Annotated in this window: 23 protein-coding genes; 12 read left to right on the top strand and 11 right to left on the bottom strand. The window is 71.3% G+C overall.

The features are described from left to right. Positions 1-63: 63 nt before the first annotated feature. The gene (locus ACZ4N4_RS38740; protein ID WP_453567012.1) at positions 64-615 is read left to right on the top strand and encodes a TetR/AcrR family transcriptional regulator; all 552 of its coding nucleotides are present in this window, start codon (positions 64-66) and stop codon (positions 613-615) included. A gap of 159 nt (positions 616-774) precedes the next feature. On the opposite strand, the gene ACZ4N4_RS38735 is transcribed toward ACZ4N4_RS38740, so the two are convergent. Both ACZ4N4_RS38735 and ACZ4N4_RS38730 read right to left on the bottom strand, forming a co-directional pair. Then, entirely contained in the window at positions 775-975 is a 201-nt protein-coding gene (locus tag ACZ4N4_RS38735; protein ID WP_453567014.1) for a ferredoxin, read from the bottom strand. Between the two features lie 12 nt (positions 976-987). Next, positions 988-2,229 carry a cytochrome P450 gene (locus tag ACZ4N4_RS38730; protein WP_467597813.1) on the bottom strand — a complete coding sequence of 414 codons (1,242 nt, stop codon included), beginning with the start codon at positions 2,227-2,229 and terminating at the stop codon, positions 988-990. 293 nt (positions 2,230-2,522) lie between these two features. Between ACZ4N4_RS38730 and ACZ4N4_RS38725 the strand changes: the two genes are divergently transcribed. Together ACZ4N4_RS38725 and ACZ4N4_RS38720 are read left to right on the top strand one after the other, a co-directional pair. Further along, a complete protein-coding gene (locus ACZ4N4_RS38725) occupies positions 2,523-3,155 on the top strand; it encodes a LysE family transporter (RefSeq protein ID WP_450756654.1) in 633 nt (210 codons plus the stop codon). Between the two features lie 308 nt (positions 3,156-3,463). Further along, on the top strand, positions 3,464-3,913 hold the full coding sequence (locus ACZ4N4_RS38720) for a nitroreductase family deazaflavin-dependent oxidoreductase (RefSeq protein ID WP_467597810.1): 450 nt from the start codon (positions 3,464-3,466) through the stop codon (positions 3,911-3,913). A gap of 95 nt (positions 3,914-4,008) precedes the next feature. Here the strand turns inward: ACZ4N4_RS38720 and ACZ4N4_RS38715 are convergent, their stop codons facing one another. Further along, a complete protein-coding gene (locus ACZ4N4_RS38715) occupies positions 4,009-5,022 on the bottom strand; it encodes a cation diffusion facilitator family transporter (RefSeq protein WP_467597808.1) in 1,014 nt (337 codons plus the stop codon). Between the two features lie 200 nt (positions 5,023-5,222). Here ACZ4N4_RS38715 and ACZ4N4_RS38710 point away from each other — a divergent pair, with 200 nt between their 5' ends. Together ACZ4N4_RS38710 and ACZ4N4_RS38705 are read left to right on the top strand one after the other, a co-directional pair. Further along, entirely contained in the window at positions 5,223-6,014 is a 792-nt protein-coding gene (locus tag ACZ4N4_RS38710; RefSeq protein WP_467597805.1) for a glutathione S-transferase C-terminal domain-containing protein, read from the top strand. Between the two features lie 16 nt (positions 6,015-6,030). Then, entirely contained in the window at positions 6,031-6,336 is a 306-nt protein-coding gene (locus ACZ4N4_RS38705) for a DUF4235 domain-containing protein (protein WP_450756646.1), read from the top strand. A 6-nt stretch (positions 6,337-6,342) separates the two neighbouring features. Here ACZ4N4_RS38705 and ACZ4N4_RS38700 read toward each other — a convergent pair whose 3' ends face one another. Then, on the bottom strand, positions 6,343-6,732 hold the full coding sequence (locus ACZ4N4_RS38700) for a VOC family protein (protein WP_453567026.1): 390 nt from the start codon (positions 6,730-6,732) through the stop codon (positions 6,343-6,345). Positions 6,733-6,811: 79 nt separating this feature from the next. Beyond that, positions 6,812-7,537, bottom strand: coding sequence for a TetR/AcrR family transcriptional regulator (locus ACZ4N4_RS38695; RefSeq protein ID WP_467597801.1), 726 nt, complete (start codon positions 7,535-7,537; stop codon positions 6,812-6,814). Between the two features lie 127 nt (positions 7,538-7,664). Here ACZ4N4_RS38695 and ACZ4N4_RS38690 point away from each other — a divergent pair, with 127 nt between their 5' ends. The 3 genes from ACZ4N4_RS38690 to ACZ4N4_RS38680 all read left to right on the top strand — a co-directional run bounded on the left by ACZ4N4_RS38690 (position 7,665) and on the right by ACZ4N4_RS38680 (position 13,396). Then, positions 7,665-9,158: an APC family permease gene (locus tag ACZ4N4_RS38690; RefSeq protein WP_467597798.1), complete on the top strand. Its 1,494-nt coding sequence runs from the start codon at positions 7,665-7,667 to the stop codon at positions 9,156-9,158. A gap of 12 nt (positions 9,159-9,170) precedes the next feature. Beyond that, positions 9,171-10,805: an amidohydrolase gene (locus ACZ4N4_RS38685; RefSeq protein ID WP_467597795.1), complete on the top strand. Its 1,635-nt coding sequence runs from the start codon at positions 9,171-9,173 to the stop codon at positions 10,803-10,805. An 860-nt stretch (positions 10,806-11,665) separates the two neighbouring features. Then, positions 11,666-13,396, top strand: a complete 1,731-nt coding sequence (locus ACZ4N4_RS38680) for a hypothetical protein (protein WP_467597791.1) — start codon at positions 11,666-11,668, stop codon at positions 13,394-13,396. A 69-nt stretch (positions 13,397-13,465) separates the two neighbouring features. Here ACZ4N4_RS38680 and ACZ4N4_RS38675 read toward each other — a convergent pair whose 3' ends face one another. From ACZ4N4_RS38675 to ACZ4N4_RS38655, 5 genes are read right to left on the bottom strand one after another with little or no spacing between them, the layout of a single operon-like run. After that, the gene (locus tag ACZ4N4_RS38675; RefSeq protein ID WP_453567038.1) at positions 13,466-14,713 is read right to left on the bottom strand and encodes a cytochrome P450; all 1,248 of its coding nucleotides are present in this window, start codon (positions 14,711-14,713) and stop codon (positions 13,466-13,468) included. Next, positions 14,710-15,315, bottom strand: a complete 606-nt coding sequence (locus tag ACZ4N4_RS38670) for a GTP-binding protein (protein WP_450756634.1) — start codon at positions 15,313-15,315, stop codon at positions 14,710-14,712. Before ACZ4N4_RS38670 ends, ACZ4N4_RS38675 begins: the two co-directional genes overlap by 4 nt. Continuing rightward, entirely contained in the window at positions 15,296-15,706 is a 411-nt protein-coding gene (locus tag ACZ4N4_RS38665; protein ID WP_365793691.1) for a DUF742 domain-containing protein, read from the bottom strand. Before ACZ4N4_RS38665 ends, ACZ4N4_RS38670 begins: the two co-directional genes overlap by 20 nt. Continuing rightward, a complete protein-coding gene (locus ACZ4N4_RS38660) occupies positions 15,703-16,113 on the bottom strand; it encodes a roadblock/LC7 domain-containing protein (protein ID WP_046733906.1) in 411 nt (136 codons plus the stop codon). Before ACZ4N4_RS38660 ends, ACZ4N4_RS38665 begins: the two co-directional genes overlap by 4 nt. Before the next feature lie 5 nt (positions 16,114-16,118). After that, complete coding sequence (locus ACZ4N4_RS38655; RefSeq protein ID WP_467597785.1) at positions 16,119-17,930, bottom strand: sensor histidine kinase; 1,812 nt, start codon at positions 17,928-17,930, stop codon at positions 16,119-16,121. Positions 17,931-18,278: 348 nt separating this feature from the next. Between ACZ4N4_RS38655 and ACZ4N4_RS38650 the strand changes: the two genes are divergently transcribed. The 4 genes from ACZ4N4_RS38650 (at position 18,279) to ACZ4N4_RS38635 (ending at position 21,179) form a co-directional block, all read left to right on the top strand. After that, complete coding sequence (locus tag ACZ4N4_RS38650; protein ID WP_450756628.1) at positions 18,279-18,641, top strand: DUF1304 domain-containing protein; 363 nt, start codon at positions 18,279-18,281, stop codon at positions 18,639-18,641. Then, positions 18,638-19,213: a TetR/AcrR family transcriptional regulator gene (locus tag ACZ4N4_RS38645; RefSeq protein ID WP_450756626.1), complete on the top strand. Its 576-nt coding sequence runs from the start codon at positions 18,638-18,640 to the stop codon at positions 19,211-19,213. The genes ACZ4N4_RS38650 and ACZ4N4_RS38645 overlap by 4 nt, the downstream gene beginning before the upstream one ends. Positions 19,214-19,323: 110 nt before the next feature. Next, a complete protein-coding gene (locus ACZ4N4_RS38640; protein WP_467597781.1) occupies positions 19,324-20,274 on the top strand; it encodes an NADP-dependent oxidoreductase in 951 nt (316 codons plus the stop codon). A gap of 512 nt (positions 20,275-20,786) precedes the next feature. After that, the gene (locus ACZ4N4_RS38635) at positions 20,787-21,179 is read left to right on the top strand and encodes an anti-sigma factor antagonist (protein WP_467597778.1); all 393 of its coding nucleotides are present in this window, start codon (positions 20,787-20,789) and stop codon (positions 21,177-21,179) included. A 28-nt stretch (positions 21,180-21,207) separates the two neighbouring features. Here ACZ4N4_RS38635 and tuf read toward each other — a convergent pair whose 3' ends face one another. Continuing rightward, on the bottom strand, positions 21,208-22,401 hold the full coding sequence (tuf, locus tag ACZ4N4_RS38630; RefSeq protein ID WP_453567049.1) for an elongation factor Tu: 1,194 nt from the start codon (positions 22,399-22,401) through the stop codon (positions 21,208-21,210). Positions 22,402-22,411: the final 10 nt, after the last annotated feature.

Below are 22,411 nucleotides of genomic sequence, written 5' to 3'. Positions count from 1 at the left end.
TCCGGGGCGCTGCTAACGTAGGGGAACGCACGTTCTCTCGTCAAGGAGCCATCGGAAGTGGTCATGGACAGCGCGGTCGCGCGGGAGCAGGCCCTGGACGCCGCCGAGCGGCTGTTCTACGGACGGGGGGTGCAGTCCGTCGGCATGGACGACATACGCGGCGCCTCCGGCGTCTCCCTCAAGCGGCTCTACCAGCTCTTCCCCGCCAAGGAACAGCTCGTGGTGGCCTACCTGGAACGCCGGGACGTGCGCTGGCGGCAGCGGCTCGCCGCGCATGTCGAGCGCCGGCCGGACCCCCGGGAGCGGCTGCTCGCCGTCTTCGACTGGCTGGCGGGGTGGTTCGGCGAGGCGGACTTCCGGGGGTGCGCGTGGATCAACGCGTACGGCGAGCTGGGCGCCACCTCCGAGCGGGTGGTGGCCCAGGTAAGGGGCCACAAACAGGCGTTCCGGGACTACCTCGCGGACCTGGTGGCGGACGCCGGGCTGGACGCCGCGCTCACCGGGCCGCTGTTCCTGCTGGCCGAGGGGGCGATGGTGACCGCGGGCATCACCGGGAGCACGCAGCCCGCGGCCGAGGCGCGCGAGGCGGCCCGGGCGTTGCTGCGCGGCCGGTGAGGTCAGGCCGCGGCCATCGCGGCCGGCCCGCCCGGACGGCTCCGGTACGTCCTGCGGATCACCGTGCAGGCCGACCGGGTGGCGGCGACGAGGTGCTCGCCGACCCGGCGCGGCTGCGCGGGCTGGAACTGGCGGTGCCGGAGGCACCGCCAGTGGTCGCTAGCCCGTCGGCTCCTTGACGGTGATGGCGTGCACCGGGCAGGCCCGGGCCGCCTCCCGGACCAGCGGGTCGCCGCCGCCGTCCTCCTTGCCGGGGAGGAGGGTGCTGAAGCCGTCGTCGTCCTGGGTGAAGACGTTCGGGGCCGTCATGGCGCACTGGCCGGCTCCGATGCAGACGTCCGTATCGATATCGATGTGCATGGCAGGAGCCTCTTACCAGGTCACGGGGAGTTCCAGCATCCCCTGGATCGTGTCGCCGGGTTTGAAGGGAATCTCCTCCGGCGGCGCGGCCAGCCGCAGGCCCGGGAGCCGCTCCCACAGGGTGCGCAGGGCGATCTCCAGCTCGGTGCGGGCCAGGTTCTGGCCCAGGCACTGGTGGATGCCGAAGCCGAAGGCCACGTGGTGGCGGGTCGGGCGGTGCCAGTCGATGGTGTCGGGGTCGTCGTACACGGACTCGTCGCGGTTGATGACCGAGGTCGCGAAGAGCACGCCGTCGCCCTTGCGGATGGTGGTGCCGGCCACCTCGATGTCCTCCAGGGCGACGCGCAGCAGCCCGTCGGCGATGGACAGCATCCGCATCAGTTCCTCGACGGCGGCGGGCACCAGCGCGGGGTCGGCGCGCAGTTCGGCCAGCCGCTCGGGCTGTTGGAGCAGGGTGAAGGTACCGAGCGAGATCATGTTGGCCGTGGTCTCGTGCCCGGCGACCAGCAGGATGAGGGCCAGCGCGACAACCTCGTCGCGGTCCAGGGCGCCCTCGCGCAGCCGCTCGTGGACGAGGTCGTCCAGGACACCGTCGCCGGGCGCCTCGTCCCGGCTCTTGCGGTCGGCCAGCTCGCCGAGATAGGCCTCCAGCCGGTCGCGCGCGTCCAGGGAGTCCGCGGGCTCCGGACCGCGCAGCAACCGCCGGGACTGCGCCTCGAAGAACTCGTGGTCGGCGTACGGCACACCGAGCAGGTCGCAGATGACCATGGACGGCACGGGCAGGGCGAAGGTGCTCACCAGGTCGGCCGGCGGACCCTGGGCGATCATCCGGTCGAGCAGTTCGTCGACGATCCGTTGGATGGCCGGCCGCATCCCGGTCGCCCGTTTGAGGGTGAAGTCCGGGATCAGCATCCGGCGCTGGGTCTGGTGCTCGGGGTCGTCGAGGCCGAGCAGGGCGACCTTGCGGCGCTCCCGGGCCGCCGCGAACCGGGCGTTCGGCATCGGGAAGTCGTCGCGTCGGCGGTCGCTGGAGAGCCGGGGGTCGGAGAGCAGCGCCCGGGCCGTGCCGTGGCCGGTGACCGCCCAGGCGGTGCGGCCGTCGTAGAGAGTGACGCGGGACAGCGGGGTGCCGTCGCGCAGGGGGTCGTAGCCGGTGGGCGGGTGGTAGGGGCACGTGCGGTCCTGCGGCCAGGCCACGGGGTCGGCCGGGTGGGCCGCAACAGTGGGTTCCGTCAGGTCCGTCAGTTCGTTCATGGAAGACCTCGCAGACGAATGTCGTACGTCGTGCCGATCTTCATTAGATGCCCGGGGCATCTATGGGACGACCGCAAGTTCAGCCAGATCGGTGAATCGGGTGATCTGGCCGAACCCCACGTGGTCGGGGGACGATTCCGCGCCGAAATTCGCTTGCCGGGGAGACGAGGCGGACCACAGGATCTGCGCATGAACACTCCTGACGCCGTGGTGCCGCTGACCTTCGCGACCGTCGGTCGGGGGCGGGTCCAGCAGCAGCCGAGGCGCCCCTGGAGGCCCGAGCCCGCACGCCCGTGACGGCCGCGCTCGTCGCCGGCCTGCTCGCCGGGTACGGGATCGCCGTCCCGGTCGGTGCGGTCGGCACATACCTAGTGTCCCTCACGGCCCGTACGTCCCTGCGGACCGGCGCCTGCGCCGCGCTCGGCGTCGCGAGCGCGGACGGCCTCTACGCTCTGCTCGCCGCGGTCGGCGGCGCCGCGCTGGCGACCGCGCTGCTGCCGGTGCTCGGGCCGCTGCGCCTGGTCTCGGCCCTGGTCCTGGTGGCGCTCGCGGTACGCGGTGCGGCGGTGGCGCTGCGCCAGTACCGGGAGCGGCGGCTTTCGGCCCGGGCCGAGCGGCCGGTACCCGGTCCCGGACGGGCGTATCTCGGCCTGCTCGGGATCACGCTGCTCAATCCCACGACGGTGATCTACTTCGCCGCTCTGGTGGTCGGCACGCGTTCCGCCGAGCCGGTACGGCCGCTGGAGCAGGGCGTCTTCGTCCTGGCGGCCTTCGCCGCCTCCGCGAGCTGGCAGCTGCTTCTGGCGGGCGGCGGCGCGCTGCTCGGCCGGGGCCTGACCGGCCACCGGGGACGCCTGGTCACAGCTCTGCTGTCGAGCTGCGTGATGCTGGGGCTGGCGGCCCGGATGGTCCTGTCGCCGGGCTGAGCCCCGCCCGCGGCCAGGGCGCGAAGGCCCGGGCCACGGCGAGGCCGTCCTCGCAGACGTGGTGCCGTACGACCAGACCGCGCCGGACGGTGAGGTGCAGGGCGGACCTGGCGTGATACGAGCGTCCCGTGGGGTGACCTGCCTCGGGTGCCGGCCGGACGGGGTGTGTGCACGACTGTGCCCGCGGCGTGCGGTACGTGCGATTACCCGTGAGGTAAGGAGGGCCCGGTGTCGTGAGGAAGATCCGGGGCGCCCGCGGTGTTGAATCGTGGCGTCAGTCTTGGAAGCGATGAGGGGACGGACCTCACATGCCTCTTGAGGGCGAGTACGAGCCCAGCCCGACAGCCTGGGTGCGCGAGCAGGTCGAGCTGTACGAGAGCTCCGGCGGGACGAAGGGCACCACCCTGATGGACACCGGGATGCCCGTCATCCTGCTGACCACCCTGGGGGTGAAGAGCGGGAAGATCCGCAAGACGCCGCTGATGCGGGTGGAACACGACGGGAAGTACGCCGTGGTCGCCTCGCAGGGCGGCGCGCCCAAGCACCCGGTCTGGTACTTCAACATCAAGTCGCAGCCGCATGTCGAGCTCCAGGACGGGCCGGTCAAGCAGGACATGACCGCCCGTGAGATCACCGGCGCGGAGAAGGCCGAGTGGTGGGAGCGGGCGGTCGCCGCGTATCCGCCGTACGCCGAGTACCAGAAGAAGACCAACCGGGAGATCCCGGTGTTCGTGCTGGAGCCGCACCAGGGGAACTGACGGTTCCGGGAATCCTTTCCGGCCGGGGAACGTCGGAATCTAGAAAAATCTGTTTCCCGGAGGCATGAACCGGCATCGGGCCGGGCAGCCGAATGTCAGGCCCCGCCGCGTTCCCCCGTCGCGGCGGGGCTTTCTCCTGCCTCCCGCGCCGAGCGGTCGGTCACGTCCAGGAAGATCTGGTCGGTCTCGCCGAACTCCCCGTCCAGGGACCGCTTGATGCGCACCAGGACCTCCTCGACCTCCTCGCTGTCCAGGCCGGGCACCAGGTCGATCCGGGCCGCGACCAGCGTCGAGTCGAGGCCGAGCTTCATCGTGAACAGCGCTTCCACGCTGTCGATCTCGGGCTCCTCCGCCAGCCGTTCGCGGATGGTGCGGCTCAGCTCCGGGTCCGCGGCCTCCCCGATCAGCTGGGCGCGGGCGTCGGCGCCCAGCCGGTAGGCCACGAACACCAGCAGGACGCCGATGGCCAGCGAGGCGGAGGCCTCCCACACGACCTGTCCGGTGACCATGTGCAGCACCATGCCGACCATCGCGAGCAGCACCCCGAGCACCGCGGTGCCGTCCTCGGCGACGACCGTACGCAGCGCCGGATCCCGCAGCCCCCGGTCCTCCCGGCGGGCCTGGTGCAGCGCCCGGACCAGCGAGGCGCCCTCCGCGAGCAGGGCGACACCCAGCACGATCAGGCCCGCCACATAACCGCTGAGCTTCTCCTCCGCGCCGTTGCGCAGCGCCTCGACGCCCTGGAAGACGGAGAAGCAACCGCCCATGACGAAGATCCCGACGGCCGCGAGCAGCGACCAGAAGAAGCGCTCCTTGCCGTAGCCGAAGGGGTGCCGTTCGTCGGGCGGGCGGCGGCTGCGGCGCAGGGCGGCCAGCAGGAACACCTCGTTGAGACTGTCGGCGACGGAGTGCGCGGCCTCGGACAGCAGCGCGGGCGAGCCGGCGACGACTCCGCCCACGGCCTTGGCCGCGGCGATCACCAGGTTGGCGGCGAGCGCCACGAACACGGTCAGCCGTGTCCTGCGGTCGGCGTTCGACCGCTCCGAATGCCCTTGCGACCGCGCCTCCGGCCGCTCATCGGGCTTCGCTTCCGGCTGCTCGTCCGGCATCTCTTCCCGTTTCTCCTCCCATTGCCCTCGCGGCTGTTCTCGCCACTGTTCCTTCGGCTGGTCCTGCGACTGTCCTTGCGACGAAGTCCCACTCACGACGGCCGACTGCCCCGGCACGGGGTGATCACACCGTACGGGAGGAGCGAATCGGGCGGCATCGGGGAACACGGTCCATCGGCGCGTATCGGCAAGGAGGCACCATGAGCGGTGACAGCGGCAACACCTCGCTCGGGCACAAGGCGTTCAAACGGTCCCCCGGTCACTTCGCGGACCGGATCACGGCGGACGGGCGGGACGGCTGGCCGATGGCGGCCGGGCGTTACCGTCTGGTGGTCAGCCGTGCCTGTCCATGGGCGAGCCGGGCGCTGGTGTCACGGCGGCTGCTCGGCCTGGAGGACGCCCTGTCCCTGGCCGTCACCGACCCGATCCAGGACGACCGCAGCTGGCGCCTCACCCTCGACCCCGACGACCGTGACCCGGTGCTCGGCATCCGGTTCCTCAGCGTGGCCTACGACCGCCGGGAGACCGGTTACCCGGGCGGGGTGAGCGTGCCCGCGATCGTCGACGTACCGAGCGGGCGGCTGGTCACCAACGACTACCAGCGGCTGACCCTCGACCTGGCCACCGAGTGGACGGCAGAGGCGGACATCCGGCTGTTCACCACGCTGGTGCGGTTCGACGCCGTCTACCACGGCCACTTCAAGTGCAACCGCTGGAAGGTGACGGAGAACCCGGTGCTGTGGGCGTACGTCAGGGACCTCTACCAGACGCCGGGATTCGGTGACACCGTCGACTTCGACCACATCAAGCGGCACTACTACCAGGTGCACACGGGCATCAACCCCACCCGTATCGTTCCCCTCGGCCCGGATCCCGCCGGGTGGCTGACACCCCATCACCGGGAGCAGCTGGGCGGCCGGCCCTTCGGGGACGGGACATCGCCCGGCCCGGTGCCGGCGGCCGAGGAGGTCTCGGTCGCGGGACGGCCCTGACAACGCGGAGGCAGGCATGGCCAAGAGCAGGAAGAAACAGAAGCTCCCTCTCGTCTACGCGCCGCTCGGCTTCCTGCTGAGCTGGGCCGGCGGAGCGCTGGGCGCACTGGTCTTCCGCCGGACCTGGATGGCGCTGCGCGGCGAGGAGGACGCGCCGGACGCCCTGGACCGGGACCGCGGCTGGGGCGAGGTGCTGCTGGCCGCGGCGCTCCAGGGCGCCGTCTTCGCGGTGGTGCGCAGTGCCGTGGACCGCACCGGCGCCACCGCCATAGAGCGCTCCACCGGGACATGGCCGGCGACCCGCAAGGGCGGCCGGGACTGAGCGGGTTCAGCCCTGCTTGGGTGCCGCCGGCGGTACCAGACGCAGGGTGAAGGAGTGTCCGGCCGGGTCGGCGTACCCCCGCTCCTCGTACGGCCCGGCCGCGTCCTTGGTGTCGAGCGGCCGTCCGCCGAGGCCGACCACCCGCAGCTCGGCCTCGTCGAGGTCCTCGACCAGGAAGTCGAGGTGGGCCTGGAGCGAGTTCTCGGGCCGTGGCCAGCTCGGCGGGGTCGCGTTGACGTCGCGCCGGAAGGCGATCCGGAAGCCGCCGGCACGGATCTCGACCAGGTTGGCCGATGCCTCGCCGTCCTCGGCCTCCAGCAACTCCCGGTAGAAGACCGCGAGTTTCTCGGGTTCGGCGCAGTCGAGCACCACGACGGCCGCATTCACCAGTGCCATGTTTCCTCCCTGGGAAGGTTCTTGCCGTCCGTCTGTCCCCCATCACCGGATTCAGTCGGGCCGGCCGCTGCCGGCACCGTCATGACCGTGCGTCCTCGGCGGCACGGACCCGGGCGAGGCGGGCCTCGGCCGCCGTCAGCAGCAGCTCCAGGGCGGCCGGGTAGGAGCTGCCCCGCATCGAGGCCACGAGGTGGCGGGCGGTGGCGGCGATGTTCGGGTGGGTGGCGGCGGGCAGCCGGGCGTAGGTCGCCTGCCACACGTCCGCCTCGGCCTCGCGGGCGGGTCTGGGCAGGGCGGTGTTGGCGGAGTCGAGGGCGCTGTAGGCGAGGGCCTGGTCGACGAAGGCGTGATAGACGCGGACCGCCTCCGCGTCCGGGAAACCCGCGCCCCGCAGCACCCCGAGGATGGTCTCGACGGCCTGGATCTCGTACCTCCGCCCGGTCACCCGGTGGGCGCTGAGCACCGCCGCCCTGGGATGGGCGAGGGCGCCGGCGTGCATACGCAGGCCCAGGTCGCGCAGGTCGGCTCGCCAGTCGCCGGTGGGCCGCCAGACCCTCAGGGTGCGGCCGATCAGCTCGTCGGCGACGGCCAGCATCAGGTCGTCGGTGTGCCGGAAGTAGCGGTAGAGGGAGCTGGGGTCGGCGCCCAGGGCGCGGCCGAGCCGGCGCACCGACAGGGCCTCGGCGCCGTGCTCCTCGATCAGCCGCAGCGCCGTCTCGACGATCAGCTCCTCGGAGAGGACCACGCCCTGTTTGGTGGGGCGCCTGCGCCGCCGGTCGGCGGACGGGACGACTCGTTCGCTCATGGGGCTTCCCTTCCTGGTGGCGCACCTTATGACAACACCGTTGACCTGTGAAGTGCGCGGGCAGTTTCATGTGCGGTCACCGGGGCCGACCAGGTCCGGGCCCCCAGGTGCGAGCGGAGCGCTGGCCATGACCGACAAGCCCTACAGAGTCGACCCCCCTGAGTTGCGCAGGTCCCTCGGCGTCCTCGACGGCGTCGCGGTCGCCGCGTCCAGTACGGCCGCGACCACCAGCATCGGCATCGGTCTGGGGGTGACGGCGGGGGTGGTCGGGCTGCATCTGCCGGCCATCATGCTGCTGGCGTTCCTGCCGGTGCTCGGTATCGCGGGCGCCTACTCCCGGCTGAACCGGGTGGAGCCGAACGCCGGCAACGGCTACGTGTGGGTGGGCCGTTCGCTCAGTCCGTGGCTCGGGTTCATGGTCGGCTGGGTGAACATCGTGGCGACGGTGGCCTTTCTCGCGTACACCACGGCGGTCACCGGGTCGGCGATGCTGCAACTGGCGGGCGAGGCGGGGGTGCACCGCGTCGGCGGGCTCACCCTGGACCCGGGTTCGACGGCGCAGACCACGGCCGTCGGCATCGTCGTCCTGGTCGCCGTCACCCTCACGGCGGTGACCGGCATCCGCACCGCCGCCCGGCTCCAGACCGGTCTGCTGGTCTTCGAGTACGTGGTGCTGCTCGGGTTCTGCGGCTACGGCATCGTCACCGGCCCGCACCCCTTCAGCCTGAGCTGGTTCGATCCGTTCACGATCCCCTCGGCCACCGCACTCGCTCAGGGCCTGCTCCTTTCGGTGTTCTGCTACTGGGGTTTCGAGGCCGCGTTCAGTGTCAACGAGGAGGTCCACGACCCACGGGACGCCTCCCGGGCCGGGCTGATCACGCTGGTGACCATGCTGGGGCTGTTCCTGCTGGGCTCGGTGGCCTTCCAACGGGTGCTGTCGGAGCCGGAGTTGGCCGGGCACGGGGCCGAGGGGCTGGCGTTCTTCGGCGACCGGCTCGCCGCCCAGCCGTGGGCCGCGCTGCCGCTGGTGGCGCTGCTGTTCTCGGCGATGGCCTCGCTCCAGGCCGGGGTGATCCCGACGGCGCGGGGCATGTTCGCGATGAGCCGGGACCGTACCCTCGGGCCGGTGTGGGCGAGGGTCAGTCCCCGGTACGGCACCCCGGCGGCCGGGACGCTGCTGATCGGGGCGCTGGCCACGGCGGTCGCCGCGCTCGCCCTGGTGATCCCGAGGCTGGCCGACATGATCATGGCGACGGTGAACGCGGTCGGTATCGTCGTCGCCCTGTCCTACGCGCTCACCGCGCTGGCCGCGGCGGTGCGCTTCCGGGCGCTGCTGCGCGAGGACTGGCGGCAGGGCGTCCGGGCGGTGGTGCTCCCGGCGCTGAGCGCCTGCGCACTGCTGGGGCTGGGCGGCTACCTCGGCTGGTCCTTCTCCACCTCGACCGACCACTTCGCGGTCAGCGCGGACAACGGCTGGTTCCTGCTGACCACCCCGCTGGTGATGATCGCCTCCGGGTTCGTCGCGGCCGGATGGGCGAAGTACGTGCGCCGCTCACCGTACTTCCGCACCGGCGAGGGCACCGACGCCGACGCACCCCAGCTGCTCACGACCCCCAACTAAGGAACAGGAACGATGCACGCAGATCTGCTCTTCACCGGTGGACCCGTCCTCACCCCCGAGGGCCCGACGGCCACCGCCGTCGCGGTCACCGGTGAGCGCATCACCGCCGTCGGCTCCGCCGGGGAACTGCGGGAACTGGCCGGGCCGCGCACCGAGGTGGTCGACCTCGCCGGGCGGCTGCTGCTGCCCGGATTCCAGGACGCGCACGTCCATCCGGTGCCGGCCGGGCTCGAGTTGAGCCAGTGCGACCTGACGGGAGTGCGGACCGCCGCGGAGTCCGTGGCCGCCGTACGTGCCTATGCCGAGGCGCATCCGGAGCGGGAGTGGATCCTGGGCGGCGGCTGGTCCATGGAGGCGTTCGAGGGCGGTACGCCGACCCGGGAGCTGCTGGACTCCGCCGTACCGGACCGGCCGGTGTACCTGCCGAACCGGGACCATCACGGGGCCTGGGTCAACAGCCGGGCCCTGGAGCTGGCCGGGATCGACCGCGACACGCCCGACCCGGCCGACGGGCGGATCGAGCGGGACGCGTCCGGCGCGCCGAGCGGCACGCTCCAGGAGGGGGCGATGCGGCTGGTCGGCCGGCTCGCGCCGCCCGCCACCCCGGCGGACCGGCTCGCGGCGCTGCTGCACGCCCAGCGGCATCTGCACGCACTGGGCATCACGGCCTGGCAGGACGCGCTGGTCGGGGACTTCCTCGGCATGGACGACCCGTCGCAGGCGTACCTGGCGGCGGCCCGGGACGGTTCGCTGACCGCGCGGGTGGTGGGCGCGCTGTGGTGGGACCGGGAACGCGGTGCCGAGCAGATCCCCGAACTCGTCGAGAGGCGGGCCGCGTTGAGCCATGGCAGGTTCCGGGCGGGCACGGTGAAGCTGATGCTGGACGGGGTCGCCGAGAACGGCACGGCCGCACTCCTCGACCCGTACCTCGACAAGTGCGGCTGCGTTACGGCAAACCGGGGCAAGAGCTTCATCGACCCGGCGCGACTGCCCACGTACGTGACGGAGTTGGACGCGCTCGGCTTCCAGTGCCACTTCCACGCGCTGGGCGACCGGGCGGTACGGGACGCGCTGGACGCCGTCGAGGCGGCGCGAGCCGCCAACGGCCCCAGCGACACGCGGCCCCACTTGGCGCATCTCCAGGTCGTGCACCCCGCCGACGTACCGCGTTTCGCCCGGCTCGGCGCCACCGCCAACATCCAGGCGCTGTGGGCCGCGCACGAGCCGCAGATGGACGAGCTGACGATCCCCTTCCTGGGGTCCGAACGGGCCGGACGGCAGTACCCGTTCGGGGCGCTGCTGCGCTCCGGGGCGCGGCTCGCGGCCGGCAGCGACTGGCCGGTGAGCAGCCCCGACCCGATCCAGGGCATCCATGTCGCGGTGAACCGGGTCGAACCGGGCGGCGACGCGCCGGTGTTCCTGCCCGGGGAGCGACTCGGGCTCCGGGACGCGCTCACGGCGTACACGGCCGGATCGGCGTACGTGAACCACCTCGACGACACCGGCCGGGTGACGGTCGGGGCGCTCGCGGACCTGGTGGTCCTGGACCGCGATCCGTTCGCCGGGGACCCCGGGCGCATCGCGGAGACACGTGTCACGCACACATACCTGGCGGGCGCGCGAGTGTACTCGACTCAGGAGGCGTGAGCAGTAACACACGTCACGGTGAGGTCACGCGTAGATCATTTACGCTCTGGGCAGCCTCGTACCGCTTCACGGCTCAACTTTCGAGCCACGAAGGCCAGTTCGAGTGCACGGGTGGCCGACAGGCCACCCGCTCGCAGGGACGGGGGGACTCTGCGCACTGTCTCCCGAAAGGACACACATGCCTCAGGACGTCACCTTCGACCTGCCCTTCGAGACCCCCGTCTGTGAGCACCCGGAGTTCGCGCGCGTCCCACATCCCTACCGGATGTGGGACATGGACCCGGTGAACGGCAAAGCCGGGTTCGAGGAGTACACGTCGTGGGACCTGCCGCAGGCCGTGGCTGCCCTGCCCGATAGAAGCAAGGCGGGCGCTGATCGGGCACACGGGGCGGCCCGCGTCGGATCCTCCGGCCTTCCCGGAGCGGCCACGCGCCTCGGATCCGGGGGTCGCGCTACGCCTGCTGGGCCGCGAGTGCTTCCTGATCGACGCAGCTGAGACGGCGGTGCAGGTGCTCGTCTTGTAGCACGAGTGCCTCGACAGGGGCGGGCCGCTCATGGAGGGCCCGCGGTGTCGAGGGTGAATCCGCCATGGACGAGCGGCTCGCCGTGTTGGAGAACCCGGGCGGGCACAGGGCGGTTGGTCCTCGAAGGGCAGGCAGGCGACCTGCCCCACTTCCCGGGCCGTCAACGCGGCAGTCGTGCCCCTCGCGGTCGTTCGCAGCGGGAGCCGGAGCCGGTCGCGTGCGTCCGGCCGTTCGGCGAGGCCGTCGCGGAAGAACCAGAAGATTCCCGGACACGACCGGCCGGCGATCACGGTCGGTCGATTCCGTTGCCAGGACCACAGCTTGAAGGAGACCGGTGTGACATCTCAAGGCGTAGGTGCTGTTCAGAAGGCGTCCGCCGACAGCCTGCTCCCGGCGCAGCCAAGCGCCCAGCTCCAGCCCGGGGAGGCGGGGAACACCCTGGCCGGCCTCTTCGTGAAACGCATCAACGGGAGCACCGAGCAGTACCGAAGGTCCCAGCACGCCGCTCAGCAGCGGCTGGACGCACTCGGATCCTCCCACGCCGGCACCACGCTGCATGTGGAGGGAGCCCTCCAGCTGGCGCCACGCGCGTTCCTCCCGCCCGACGAGGAGGGCTACGCCAGGTTGAAACGACTCGACACCAGCCTGCGCATGATCGAAGCAGCTTTCCCCCAGGTCAGCATAGATGCCGAGGTCTGCCGACTGACCTGCACGATGCTGGAAGGGGCCTGGCGGAGCCGGGCACTCGTCCCACCGCGCGAGGAGGAGCCGGCAACCGCCTGCACCTGCCCGCTGTGCCGTCGGCTGCCCGCACCGCCCGCCCGCACGCTGGAAGACTACGGTTGGCGGCAGAGCGCCGGTCGTCCCCTCACGGTCAAGACCTGGCCGTACCGCGAGGAATTCGACAGCGTCCTGACCGGTGGATGGTCCGTGGTCCGGCAGATGAACGACCTTGAACGAGACCTCGGCCTCCGCCACCGCTTCGAAGACGACATCCTCGTCTTCCACGAGTACAAACGCGTGATCGACACCATCGACACCACGCACGTCACCCAACTCGCCGAAGGCCGCCTGGCCGAGAGTTTCAGCACCAACAGCGCACGCGCCCTGGTCTGCGGACTCTACGCGGCCCACAAGCGATCCGTCGACGAGTACTGGCTCCGACAGCACCACGCGGGCAGCGTCACACTCCCCCAGACCAACCCGCTCAGCCAGAGCACCTACTCAGCCCTGCAGATGCTGGACTGCCTGTTCTGGCACGTCTCGCCCGACACCGAACTCTGGCAGGAGGAACACCTCGCCTCCCTGCTGCTGTGCCGCGTCATCGACGACATGGCCGACGTACGGGTCGACTCCCTCACCGGCGAGATCAGCAACTTCTGGCTCGCCGACATACCCACCCACACCAAGGCCCTCTACGCTGCCTGCACCATCGCCCTCATCAAGTACGGCTGCATGCCCGAGGCGCATTCCACGATGTGGAACACGTGGTTGATGACCAGCACCATCGTCTGGTTGGGGCTCACGGGCCGCCACGCCCTGTGGTTCGACGGCATCACCCAGGGCCTCCCCCCGGCCGAGGAGTGCCCGCTCTGCGACCTGCAGCCCAACCCGTGCACCGGCATCCTCACCCACGGCACCACCCTCACCATCAGCCCGCGGCCCACCGCACCGGCGCTGAGCACCCGGACCGCCGAGCTGTCCGCACGCTGCCGGGCCCAGTACCCCCGGACCTGGCCCCTCTTCGACGCCGAGCTCCACGCCTTCGAAGCACTGCACGGCCCCTGGCACGGCAACACCGACAGGGTTTGGGAGGTCCTGCGCCGCACCTACGTCGCCGCCGTGGAGGCATCCATGGCCGCACCGTCCCCCGACCGTGCTCGTCAGGTCCAACAAGACGCCGGCGCAGTGGGGTCCGAGTACTTCTACACCATGTACGACCCTCAAACCGGGAGGGAGGACACCGCGCTGCTCGCCTACATGTTCGGCTGCGCCCACCCGCATTTCATCTGGAACGCCACGGGATACCGTCCCACGGGCGTCACGGGCGACTGGCTCGACGGCTGACGCCTCGATCCTGGTGTGTGAGACGGCAACGCTGCTGCCCGGCCGGAAACCGGCCGGGCAGCGGCGGGCTCACACCGGGAACTCGACCGGCAGGCTGTCCAGCCGGGACTCCCAGGTGGAGGCGGTCGAGGTGAGCTCATCGGCCGGCACGGCCAGCCGCAGGCCCGGCAGCCGGTGCAGCAGGACGTCCACCGCGATCTCGATCATGGACTGCCCGATGCTCTGCCCGGGGCACTCGTGAGGGCCCGCGCCGAACGCCAGGTGCGCATGGTTGCCCTCCACCGAGACACCCGGGTCGGGCCGGACCTCGGGGTCGAGGTTGCCCGGGGCGAGACCGAGAACGAGCAGGTCGCCCGCCTCGATGCGGTGCCCGCCCAGTTCGACATCGCTGGCGGCGAAGCGCCCCGGCAGGACGGTCAGCGGCGGAGAGTTCCACATGGCCTCCTCCACCACCGCCGAGATGTTCAGCTGACCGCTGATCAGCCCGGAGAGCCGGGAGGCGTCGGTCAGGACCAGCCGCAGCACCCGGGCCAGCAGGTTGGTCGTGACGGCCGCGGCGATCAGCACCACGCGCAGGTGGTGGACGACCTCGTCGTGGTCGAGAGCCGCGTGATGCGCCAGCAGGTCGGTGGTGAGGTCGGAGCCGGGTTCGGACCGCCGGCGCTCGACGAGTTCACCGAAGATCTCCCTGATCCTGCCGTCGTGCACCACGGCGTCCTCGCCGCCCTTGAGCACCTGGGCGCAGGACTCGACCAGCCGGCGCCCCTCCGCCTCGGCAAGCCCCAGAATGCGGGACATCACGAGCATCGGCGCGTAGTCGGCGTAGTCCGCCACCAGATCGGCGCGGCCGGTGTCCGCGAACCCGTCGATCAGCTTGTTCGCGAAGTGCGTGGCGTGGCGCCGGATCCCGCGGCCGACAGCGGCCTGCAGCACATCGCTGACGGCGCCGCGCAGCCTGCGGTGCGGCTCACCGTCCTGGGACACGCAGTCAGGACGCCAGCCGAGCATCGGAATCAGCGCGGAGGTCTCCGCGATCCGTCCTTCCCGGTAGTCCCGCCAGGTCCGCGCGTCCCGGGGGAACTGGCTGGGATTGTCGAGCACCCGCCGGCTGTCCCGGTAGCCCAGCACCAGCCAGGCGTGGATGTCGCCCTCCAGCAGCACGGGGGCGACGGAGCCGTGCTCCTTGCGCAGCCGCTCGTAGATGCCGAGCGGGTCGGTCGCCGCCTCTGGCCCGTACAGCCGGGCCAGTTCGGGCGAGCCGTGCGCGACCGGGCAGCCGCGGGGGGCGTCGGGACTGTCGGGGCTCTGGTCGTTCATCGGGGCTCCAGTGCGACGGCGGAGCGTTCCTTCAAATGACGTATCAGGGCGACCAGGACGTCCCGGCTGGAGGCGCGGTCACGGGCGTCGCAGGCCACGATCGGGGTGTGCGGGGAGATGTCGAGGGCGTCCCGGATCTCCTCGATGGGGTGTTCCTTGCAGTCCGGGAAGACGTTGAGGGCGATGACGAACGGCACGTTCTGCCGCTCCATCTCCTCGATGGCCCGGAAGCTGGAGGCCAGCCGGCGCGTGTCCACCAGGACGATCGCCCCGAGCGCGCCCTTGAACAGGCCGTTCCACAGGAACCAGAACCGTTCCTGCCCGGGGGTGCCGAACAGATACAGCATCAGGCTCTCGTTGAGGCTGATCTTGCCGAAGTCGAGGCTGACCGTGGTCTCGGCCTTGTCCGCGACGCCGATCAGGTTGTCGACGCCGACGGTCGCCTGGGTCAGCGTCTCCTCGGTGGTGAGCGGCTTGATGTCACTGACGGATCGGACCATGGTGGTCTTCCCGGTGCCGAATCCCCCGGCGATCATCACCTTGACCGAGCGGGTCCCCCCGGCACCGGGGTCGCCGGGATGGTCAAAGCCTTTCAAGTCCACTGAGTACCTCCTGGAGGAGCGCGAGGTCGGGCCCGCGGCCGGCGTGGTGGGCCGGAATGGGATCACGGGCTTCAATACGGCCTGCGTCCAGCAGATCCGCCAACAGCACCGCGAGAATGTTGAAGGGCAATCCGAGATGGGCGGTGAGTTCGGCCACCGACAGCGGATCGCGGCAACGCCGGACTATCTCCTCGTACTCGTGCTGCATCCCCGGGACCGGGGCGGTGCGGGAGACGACGAGGGTCGCCACGTCGAGGCTCGACGCCGACCCGCCCGGTCCGCTGCGTCCCCCGGTGAGGACGTAATAGCGCTCTAGGCCTTGGGGGTCCCCCCAGCTCGAGCGAAGTCGAGAGCCTGGGGGAGGGTCCGTTGGCCGACGAGGAGCACTCATCCAGAGTGCTCCTCCAGACGCGGAGAGGTGCCGAGCAGCTCGCCCATCCGCCGCGACAGGTCCCTCATCTGATGCCCGAGCAGCCCCTGGTCGAGCCCTTCGCGCGCGAGGACCCCGAGGTACGTCTCCACACCGGCCCGTACGACGAAGAGGTGGCCGCCGTCGACCTCGATCATCGCCAGCCGCAGCTGCCCCGCGTACTTGGGGAACTGCTCGGCGACCGGCTGGGCCAGCGCCTGCAGTCCTGCCACCACGGCCGCGAAGCGGTCCACGTCGTCCGGGTCTTCGGCGCCGAAGGAGGTGATGGCCTTGCCGTCGCTGGAGGCCACGAGGGCGAAGCGGATCTCCGGGATGCTCTCCACCAGATCGCGGAGCGCCCAGCTCACGTCGGTTCCCTGTTGCGTCATGTGGACTAGTCGCTCTCTTCAGTGTGGTGCTCCGCGGCCTCGCGTCCGGCGGCGTCATCGGCGCCGGCCGGGGTCGCGGATGCCACGACGTCTTGTTCTCCGGTCAACTCGGCCTCGCTGTCCGCCTCTTCGGACACGGCGGCTGCGCGGCCCGCGGTGGCGAAGGCGGCCAGGCCCGCGAAGGACTCCTCCGGCGGGACCGCGGTGAACGCGGGGCCCTCCGTACGGACGGCGCGCTCCTCGGGCTGCTCCTCGGCACGGCGCCGGCTGCGCCGCCGGGGCAGTCCGCCCGGGGTGGTGTCCAGGGCCTCGCCGGACTCCGGTTGAGTGACGGATTCGACGGCGACCGGGCCGTGCGCCGGCGACGCGGCGGCGGGGGCGGCCGTCACGGGAGCCGGGGCGGCGGTGGCCGCGGGCAGCGGGCTGAAGAACTTGTGCGGGACCACGACGACCACCGAGGTGCCGAGCCAGGGCGAGTCCGCGAAGGTGACCCGGATGCCGTAGCGGCGGGCGAGGATGCCGACGACCCGCAGGCCGATGTTGGCGTCCTCGGAGATACCGCCGATCCCGGGGCCGTTCTCGGTGCCCGCCAGGGAGTACTCGGCCTCGCGCTTCTTCTCCTCGCTCAGGCCCTTGCCGGAGTCCTGGATCTCGATGCCGACGCCGTTGGGCACCTCCTTGCCGGAGACGACCACCGGCTCGGTGGGCGGCGAGTAGCGGGCCGCGTTGTCCAGGAGGTGGGAGAAGATCAGCGTGAGGTGGTCCACCAGACCGCCGTCGACGCCGAGTTCGGGCAGGTGCCGGACCTCGACACGGTGGAAGTCCTTGATCCGGCCGATGCCGCCGCGCACCACGCTGAGCAGTCGCTGGGGCTCCTGCCACTGACGGCCCGGGCGGTCCGAGCCGCCGAGCACGCCGATGCTCGCGGCGAGCGAGTCGGCGGGGCCGAGCTCCTGGTCGAGCTCCATGAGACCGCGGGCCACGGCGGGCAGCCGGCCGTGCTCGCCCTGCATCTCGTGCAGCCGGCCGCGCAGCTTGCTGGTCAGGACGTGGATGCGGTTGCCGATGCTGATCACGGCCTGTTCGGCGGAGGTGGAGCGGTTGAACTCCTCCTCCACGCCGATCAGCGAGGTGCGCAGGATACGGCGCAGGTCGGCCTGGACGTCCTTGTCGACCTTGGCGCACTGCTCGGTGACCGGCAGCAGGTCGTCGATGGCGTCGCCCTCACGCAGCCGCCGCAGTGCCTCGGGCAGCTGCTCGTCGGCGAGGCGGGAGACCGCGGCCCGCTGGTGCGAGACCTGCTCCTGCCAGACCTCGGCCTGGTCGGCCAGCTGGGCGTCGGAGGACTTCAGCTGCTCGGCCAGCCGCTCCTCGTACGCCCGTGCCTGCTCGGCGAGTTGGGCGTCGTAGTGGGCGGTCCGCTCACCGAGCCGGGACTCGAAGGCGGCGGCCTGCTCCCCGAGCTGGGCGTCGAACGCGGCCGCCTGCTCGTTCAGCCGGCCCTCCAGCGTGGCGCGCTCGGCCGAGAACTTCCGTTCCAGGCCCGAGACATGCTGCTGCCACTGCTGGGAGTGCTCGGTCTGCGAGCTGCGGAACGCCCCTTCGGCGCTGCGCAGTTGGCGCTGCGAGCGGATCAGCAGCCGCACGCAGACGGAGCTGGCCACGGTCGCCGCGGCGCCGGCGACGGCCGCGGTTATTCGCTCGGAGCTCATGAACGTGGCGGCGACTGTACCTCCCCCTAAGGCCAGCGGCATCAGCCACCAGCTGTACCAGGCGACAGGGGCCCGCGCCGCCGGCGGCGGAGTGGCGAGTTCCATCTGCATCCTTCGAAGCAACACAATCGGACAACAGCGAACAAGGGCAGTGTGCGAGGGCCGCACCCATGACTGCGAACGGCGGGACGGACCCACCGCGGGGTACGTCAACTCGCTGTGACGGACTGGAGCTTATCGGGTTTGAACCCGAAAGGATCAACCTCGACGACCAGAGGAAGTGAGGGTTCCGTCACGCTCCGCCAGTTGGTGGCAAATCAATAAATACCCATCCCTGCCTGCGACTTGCCGACATGTTCCCCTTCCCCGGCCGTTGGACTACCCGATCGCGTCTTGGACACCTGTCCAGCTATAGTGGACACCTGTCCAAGTTGGGGAGAGGGTCGGTCGATCATGGAAATCCTGGCGAACGTGCTGGTCGGACTGGTGGCCGCGCTGCACGCGTACATCCTGGTGATGGAGATGTTCCTGTGGCAGAAGAAGCCGGGGATGCGCTTCCACGGCTTCGACGCGGAGCTGGCCCGGCGGACCGCGCCACTGGCCGCCAACCAGGGCCTGTACAACGGTTTCCTGGCGGCCGGCCTGGTGTGGGGCCTGGCGGCGGCCGACCCGACGGGCTTCCGCGCCCAGGTGTTCTTCCTGTCCTGCGTGGTGGTCGCGGGGGTGTACGGCGCGGTCACGGCCAACCGGCGGATCCTGTTCGCGCAGGCGCTGCCCGGCGCCCTCGCCCTGGCCGCCGTCCTGGCCGCCCGGTGACCGGCCCGGAGCCCCGCCCCGCGGTCGAGGACCCACGGGCCGCCCGCACCCGGGCGCGGCTGCGGGCGGCCCTGCTGGCGGAGTGCGCCGAGCGGCCGCTGGCGGAGGTGGGGGTGGCCGCGCTGGTGCGCCGCGCCGGGGTGGGCAGGGCCACGTTCTACGTCCACTACGACGGCTTGGAGGCGCTGGCCGTCGACACCTGCGCGGACGTGGTACGGGACGCCGTGGACGCGCTGCACGCCTGGCGGGGCCGGCCCGATCCGGTGCACGCGCCGCCGGCGCTGCTGGACTTCTTCGCGGGGCTGGTGCCGCATGCGGCGCTGTACCGGGAGCTGCTCGCGCCGGGCGGCGGCGGTCCGCTGGGCCGGGTGCTGCACCGGGACCTGCGGGCCCGCAGCCTGGCCGAGCGCGAGCTGGCCGGCGCGGCCGACGCTCCCCTGGTGGCCTCGGCGGTGGCCGCCACCTTCGCCGGGGTGCTGGCCGACTGGCTGCACGGCCTGCTGGACGCCGGCCCCGACGACGTGGCCGACCAGGTCTGGCAACTGCTGGTCGCCCTGCACATGAGCCGCTGAGGCTTCCGGCACAGGCGAGGGCGGGCCACCGTCAGGGCTGGCACGATTCCATCGAAGGTTGGCCATCGTGCCATTTCCCGGACGGGCGCATCCCGGCAGGCTGGGTGACCATGAGCAATGTGAACACGATGCGTGTGGTCAGTCAGGACGTCCTCGGCGGGCCCGAGGTACTCAAGGTGATCGAGGTGGCCCGGCCGCAGCCGCGCGCCAACGAGGTGCTGGTCCGGGTGCGGGCCGCCGGGCTCAACCCGACCGACTGGAAGCACCGGGAGACCGGCGGCTTCCTGGGCAAGCCGCCCTTCGTCCTCGGCTGGGACGTCTCCGGCACGGTCGAGGAGACCGGGATCGGTGTCGCCGCCTTCAAGCCCGGTGACGAGGTCTTCGGCATGGTGCCCTACCCGTTCGGCCACGGCACGCACGGCGAGTACGCGATCGTCCCCGCCCGCGCCCTGGTGCCGAAGCCGGCCGGGATCGACCACGTCCAGGCGGGCGCGCTGCCGCTGGTGTCGCTGACGGCCTGGCAGGCGCTGGTGGAGAACGCCGAGGTACGGCCGGGACAGCGGGTGCTGGTGCACGCGGCGGCCGGCGGGGTCGGGCATGTGGCGGTGCAGATCGCCAAGGCGCACGGCGCCTACGTGATCGGCACGGCGAGCGCCGCCAAGCACGACTTCCTGCGCGAGATCGGCGTGGACGAGCCGGTGGACTACCGGTCCGTGGAGGTCACGGAGACGGTGCGGGACGTCGACGTCGTGCTCGACACGATCGGTGGGGACACCTCCGTCGACTCGCTGCGGGTGCTGAGGCCGGGCGGGATCCTGGTGTCCATCCTGCCGGTGGGCTCCGCGGAGCTGTACGAGGAGGCCGAGCGGCTCGGGGTGCGGGCGGTGCGGATGCTGGTGGACGCCGACCGGGCCGGGATGCGGGCGGTCGCCGACCTGATGGCGGCGGGGAAGCTGCGCGCCAGCGTCGCGGGGACCTTCCCGCTGGCCGATGCCGCCAAGGCGCATGAGCTGGGCGGCACCGGCCGCACCACCGGGAAGCTGGTCCTCGTGGTGGACTGACCCCGCAGGGGCGGCAGAGGCCCCGGGTGCCTGAAGGTGAGCACGGGCTTGATCGCCTTGCCCGTGCTCCTCTCCCGCACCACCCGTTCGATCCCGGCGAACGGGTGGGTGCCGATCAGCCGGCGCGGCGGCGGGCGCCCCACACGGACCAGCCGGACCGGCGCCGGGACGAAGGCCTGGTTCTCGCTGCCGCCGAGGATCAGGCCGTCGACGTGCTTTCCGGCCGGCAACCCGCCGGCGCCCAGGGTGACTTCGCCGCCGGACGCCGGAGCGCCGACGCACACCCCGGGGAGCAGTACCGCCAGGCGCTGGGCAGTGCCTGGCACGCGCTTTCTTGGTGGAGCGGCAGCGCTCCCACGTGCCCGTTCTCCGACTGTCGCGCACGCCACAGAAAATGGCGCACCAAAGCGGCAGACATATGTCAATCGAACATGCTCAAATTCCCTCCATCGAGGGTAACTTGCAAGGCGGGGAACGGAATTGGACCGGCTGGGGTGGGAGGTGATGCCGTCGTGCGCCAGGAACCCCGACAGGATCCCGGGGCGCTCACCCGGCACCTGCGCATCCACCAGGACCGCGGATACACGGTGCTGGAGTTCCGGGGCGAGATCGACATCGCGGCGGCGACCGAGATGGCGCCCTATCTGGACCGGGTGACCGGGCGGGAGAGCACCCGGGTGGTGATCGACATGCTGCCCGTCGACTTCTTCGACTGCTCCGGGCTGCGGCTGCTGTACCGGGCACGCGGCCGGGTGCTGGAGCGCGGCGGACAGCTCCAGCTGGTGTGCACACACCCGCTGACCCTGCGGGTGCTGAAGGTGACGGGTCTGTCGCAGCTGCTGCCGCCGCTGGCGACGCTGGACGCGGCCCTCGGCCGGCCGGAGGCCACGTCCGGATCTTTATGACGTCACGTCAGGACACGCCTGGCAACGCCTACTTGAGGATGCCGGTCACCTGACCGGCGCCGACCGTCCGGCCGCCCTCGCGGATCGCGAACTTCAGCCCCTCCTCCATCGCGACCGGCTGGATCAGCTGGACGCGCACGGTGGTGTTGTCGCCCGGCATCACCATCTCGGTGCCCGGCGGCAGCGTGACGACTCCGGTCACGTCGGTGGTGCGGAAGTAGAACTGGGGCCGGTAGTTCTGGAAGAACGGGGTGTGCCGACCGCCCTCGTCCTTGGAGAGGATGTACGCCCGGGCCTCGAACTCCGTGTGCGGGGTGACCGATCCGGGCCTGATGACGACCTGTCCGCGCTCGACGTCGTCTCGTTTGACCCCGCGCAGCAGCAGGCCGACGTTCTCGCCGGCCCGGCCCTCGTCGAGCAGCTTGCGGAACATCTCGACGCCGGTGACGGTGGTCCTGGTCCGCTGCGGGTGGATGCCGATGATCTCGACCTCGCTGTTGACCCGTAGCACGCCGCGTTCGATCCGGCCGGTGACGACCGTGCCCCGGCCGGTGATGGTGAACACATCCTCGATCGGCATCAGGAACGGCCGGTCCACCTCCCGCACCGGCTGGGGCACGAACTCGTCGACAGCGTCGAGGAGTTCGAGCAGGGCCGCGGTCCACTCGGGGTCGCCCGCCAAGGCCCTCAGCGCGGAGACCCGGACGACCGGGACGTCGTCGCCGGGGAACTCGTACTCGCTGAGCAGCTCGCGCACCTCCAGCTCCACCAGTTCCAGGATCTCCTCGTCGTCGACCATGTCGGTCTTGTTGAGCGCGACGACGATGTACGGCACGCCCACCTGCCGGGCCAGCAGGACGTGTTCCTTGGTCTGCGGCATCGGCCCGTCGGTGGCCGCGACCACCAGGATCGCCCCGTCCATCTGGGCGGCCCCGGTGATCATGTTCTTGATGTAGTCGGCGTGGCCCGGGCAGTCGACGTGGGCGTAGTGCCGGCGCTCGGTCTGGTACTCGACATGCGCGATGGAGATGGTGATGCCGCGCTGCCGCTCCTCGGGCGCCTTGTCGATCTGGTCGAACGGGGTGAACGGGTTGAGTTCGGGGAACTTGTCGTGCAGCACCTTGGTGATGGCCGCGGTGAGTGTCGTCTTGCCGTGGTCGATGTGCCCGATGGTGCCGATGTTCACATGGGGTTTCGTCCGCTCGAACCTGGCCTTCGCCACAGGGGGCCTC

The sequence above is a fragment of the Streptomyces sp. NPDC026538 genome, from assembly GCF_055567535.1.
This window is presented reverse-complemented; position numbering and strand designations above follow the sequence as displayed.

Bases quoted from the DNA above. Each gene is read 5' to 3' on its own strand.
- ACZ4N4_RS38740 (WP_453567012.1), top strand. From the start codon at position 64: ATGGACAGCGCGGTCGCGCGGGAGCAGGCCCTGGACGCCGCCGAGCGG.
- ACZ4N4_RS38735 (WP_453567014.1), bottom strand. From the start codon at position 975: ATGCACATCGATATCGATACGGACGTCTGCATCGGAGCCGGCCAGTGC.
- ACZ4N4_RS38730 (WP_467597813.1), bottom strand. From the start codon at position 2,229: ATGAACGAACTGACGGACCTGACGGAACCCACTGTTGCGGCCCACCCG.
- ACZ4N4_RS38720 (WP_467597810.1), top strand. From the start codon at position 3,464: ATGCCTCTTGAGGGCGAGTACGAGCCCAGCCCGACAGCCTGGGTGCGC.
- ACZ4N4_RS38715 (WP_467597808.1), bottom strand. From the start codon at position 5,022: ATGCCGGACGAGCAGCCGGAAGCGAAGCCCGATGAGCGGCCGGAGGCG.
- ACZ4N4_RS38710 (WP_467597805.1), top strand. From the start codon at position 5,223: ATGAGCGGTGACAGCGGCAACACCTCGCTCGGGCACAAGGCGTTCAAA.
- ACZ4N4_RS38705 (WP_450756646.1), top strand. From the start codon at position 6,031: ATGGCCAAGAGCAGGAAGAAACAGAAGCTCCCTCTCGTCTACGCGCCG.
- ACZ4N4_RS38700 (WP_453567026.1), bottom strand. From the start codon at position 6,732: ATGGCACTGGTGAATGCGGCCGTCGTGGTGCTCGACTGCGCCGAACCC.
- ACZ4N4_RS38695 (WP_467597801.1), bottom strand. From the start codon at position 7,537: ATGAGCGAACGAGTCGTCCCGTCCGCCGACCGGCGGCGCAGGCGCCCC.
- ACZ4N4_RS38690 (WP_467597798.1), top strand. From the start codon at position 7,665: ATGACCGACAAGCCCTACAGAGTCGACCCCCCTGAGTTGCGCAGGTCC.
- ACZ4N4_RS38685 (WP_467597795.1), top strand. From the start codon at position 9,171: ATGCACGCAGATCTGCTCTTCACCGGTGGACCCGTCCTCACCCCCGAG.
- ACZ4N4_RS38675 (WP_453567038.1), bottom strand. From the start codon at position 14,713: ATGAACGACCAGAGCCCCGACAGTCCCGACGCCCCCCGCGGCTGCCCG.
- ACZ4N4_RS38665 (WP_365793691.1), bottom strand. From the start codon at position 15,706: ATGAGTGCTCCTCGTCGGCCAACGGACCCTCCCCCAGGCTCTCGACTT.
- ACZ4N4_RS38660 (WP_046733906.1), bottom strand. From the start codon at position 16,113: ATGACGCAACAGGGAACCGACGTGAGCTGGGCGCTCCGCGATCTGGTG.
- ACZ4N4_RS38655 (WP_467597785.1), bottom strand. From the start codon at position 17,930: ATGGAACTCGCCACTCCGCCGCCGGCGGCGCGGGCCCCTGTCGCCTGG.
- ACZ4N4_RS38650 (WP_450756628.1), top strand. From the start codon at position 18,279: ATGGAAATCCTGGCGAACGTGCTGGTCGGACTGGTGGCCGCGCTGCAC.
- ACZ4N4_RS38640 (WP_467597781.1), top strand. From the start codon at position 19,324: ATGAGCAATGTGAACACGATGCGTGTGGTCAGTCAGGACGTCCTCGGC.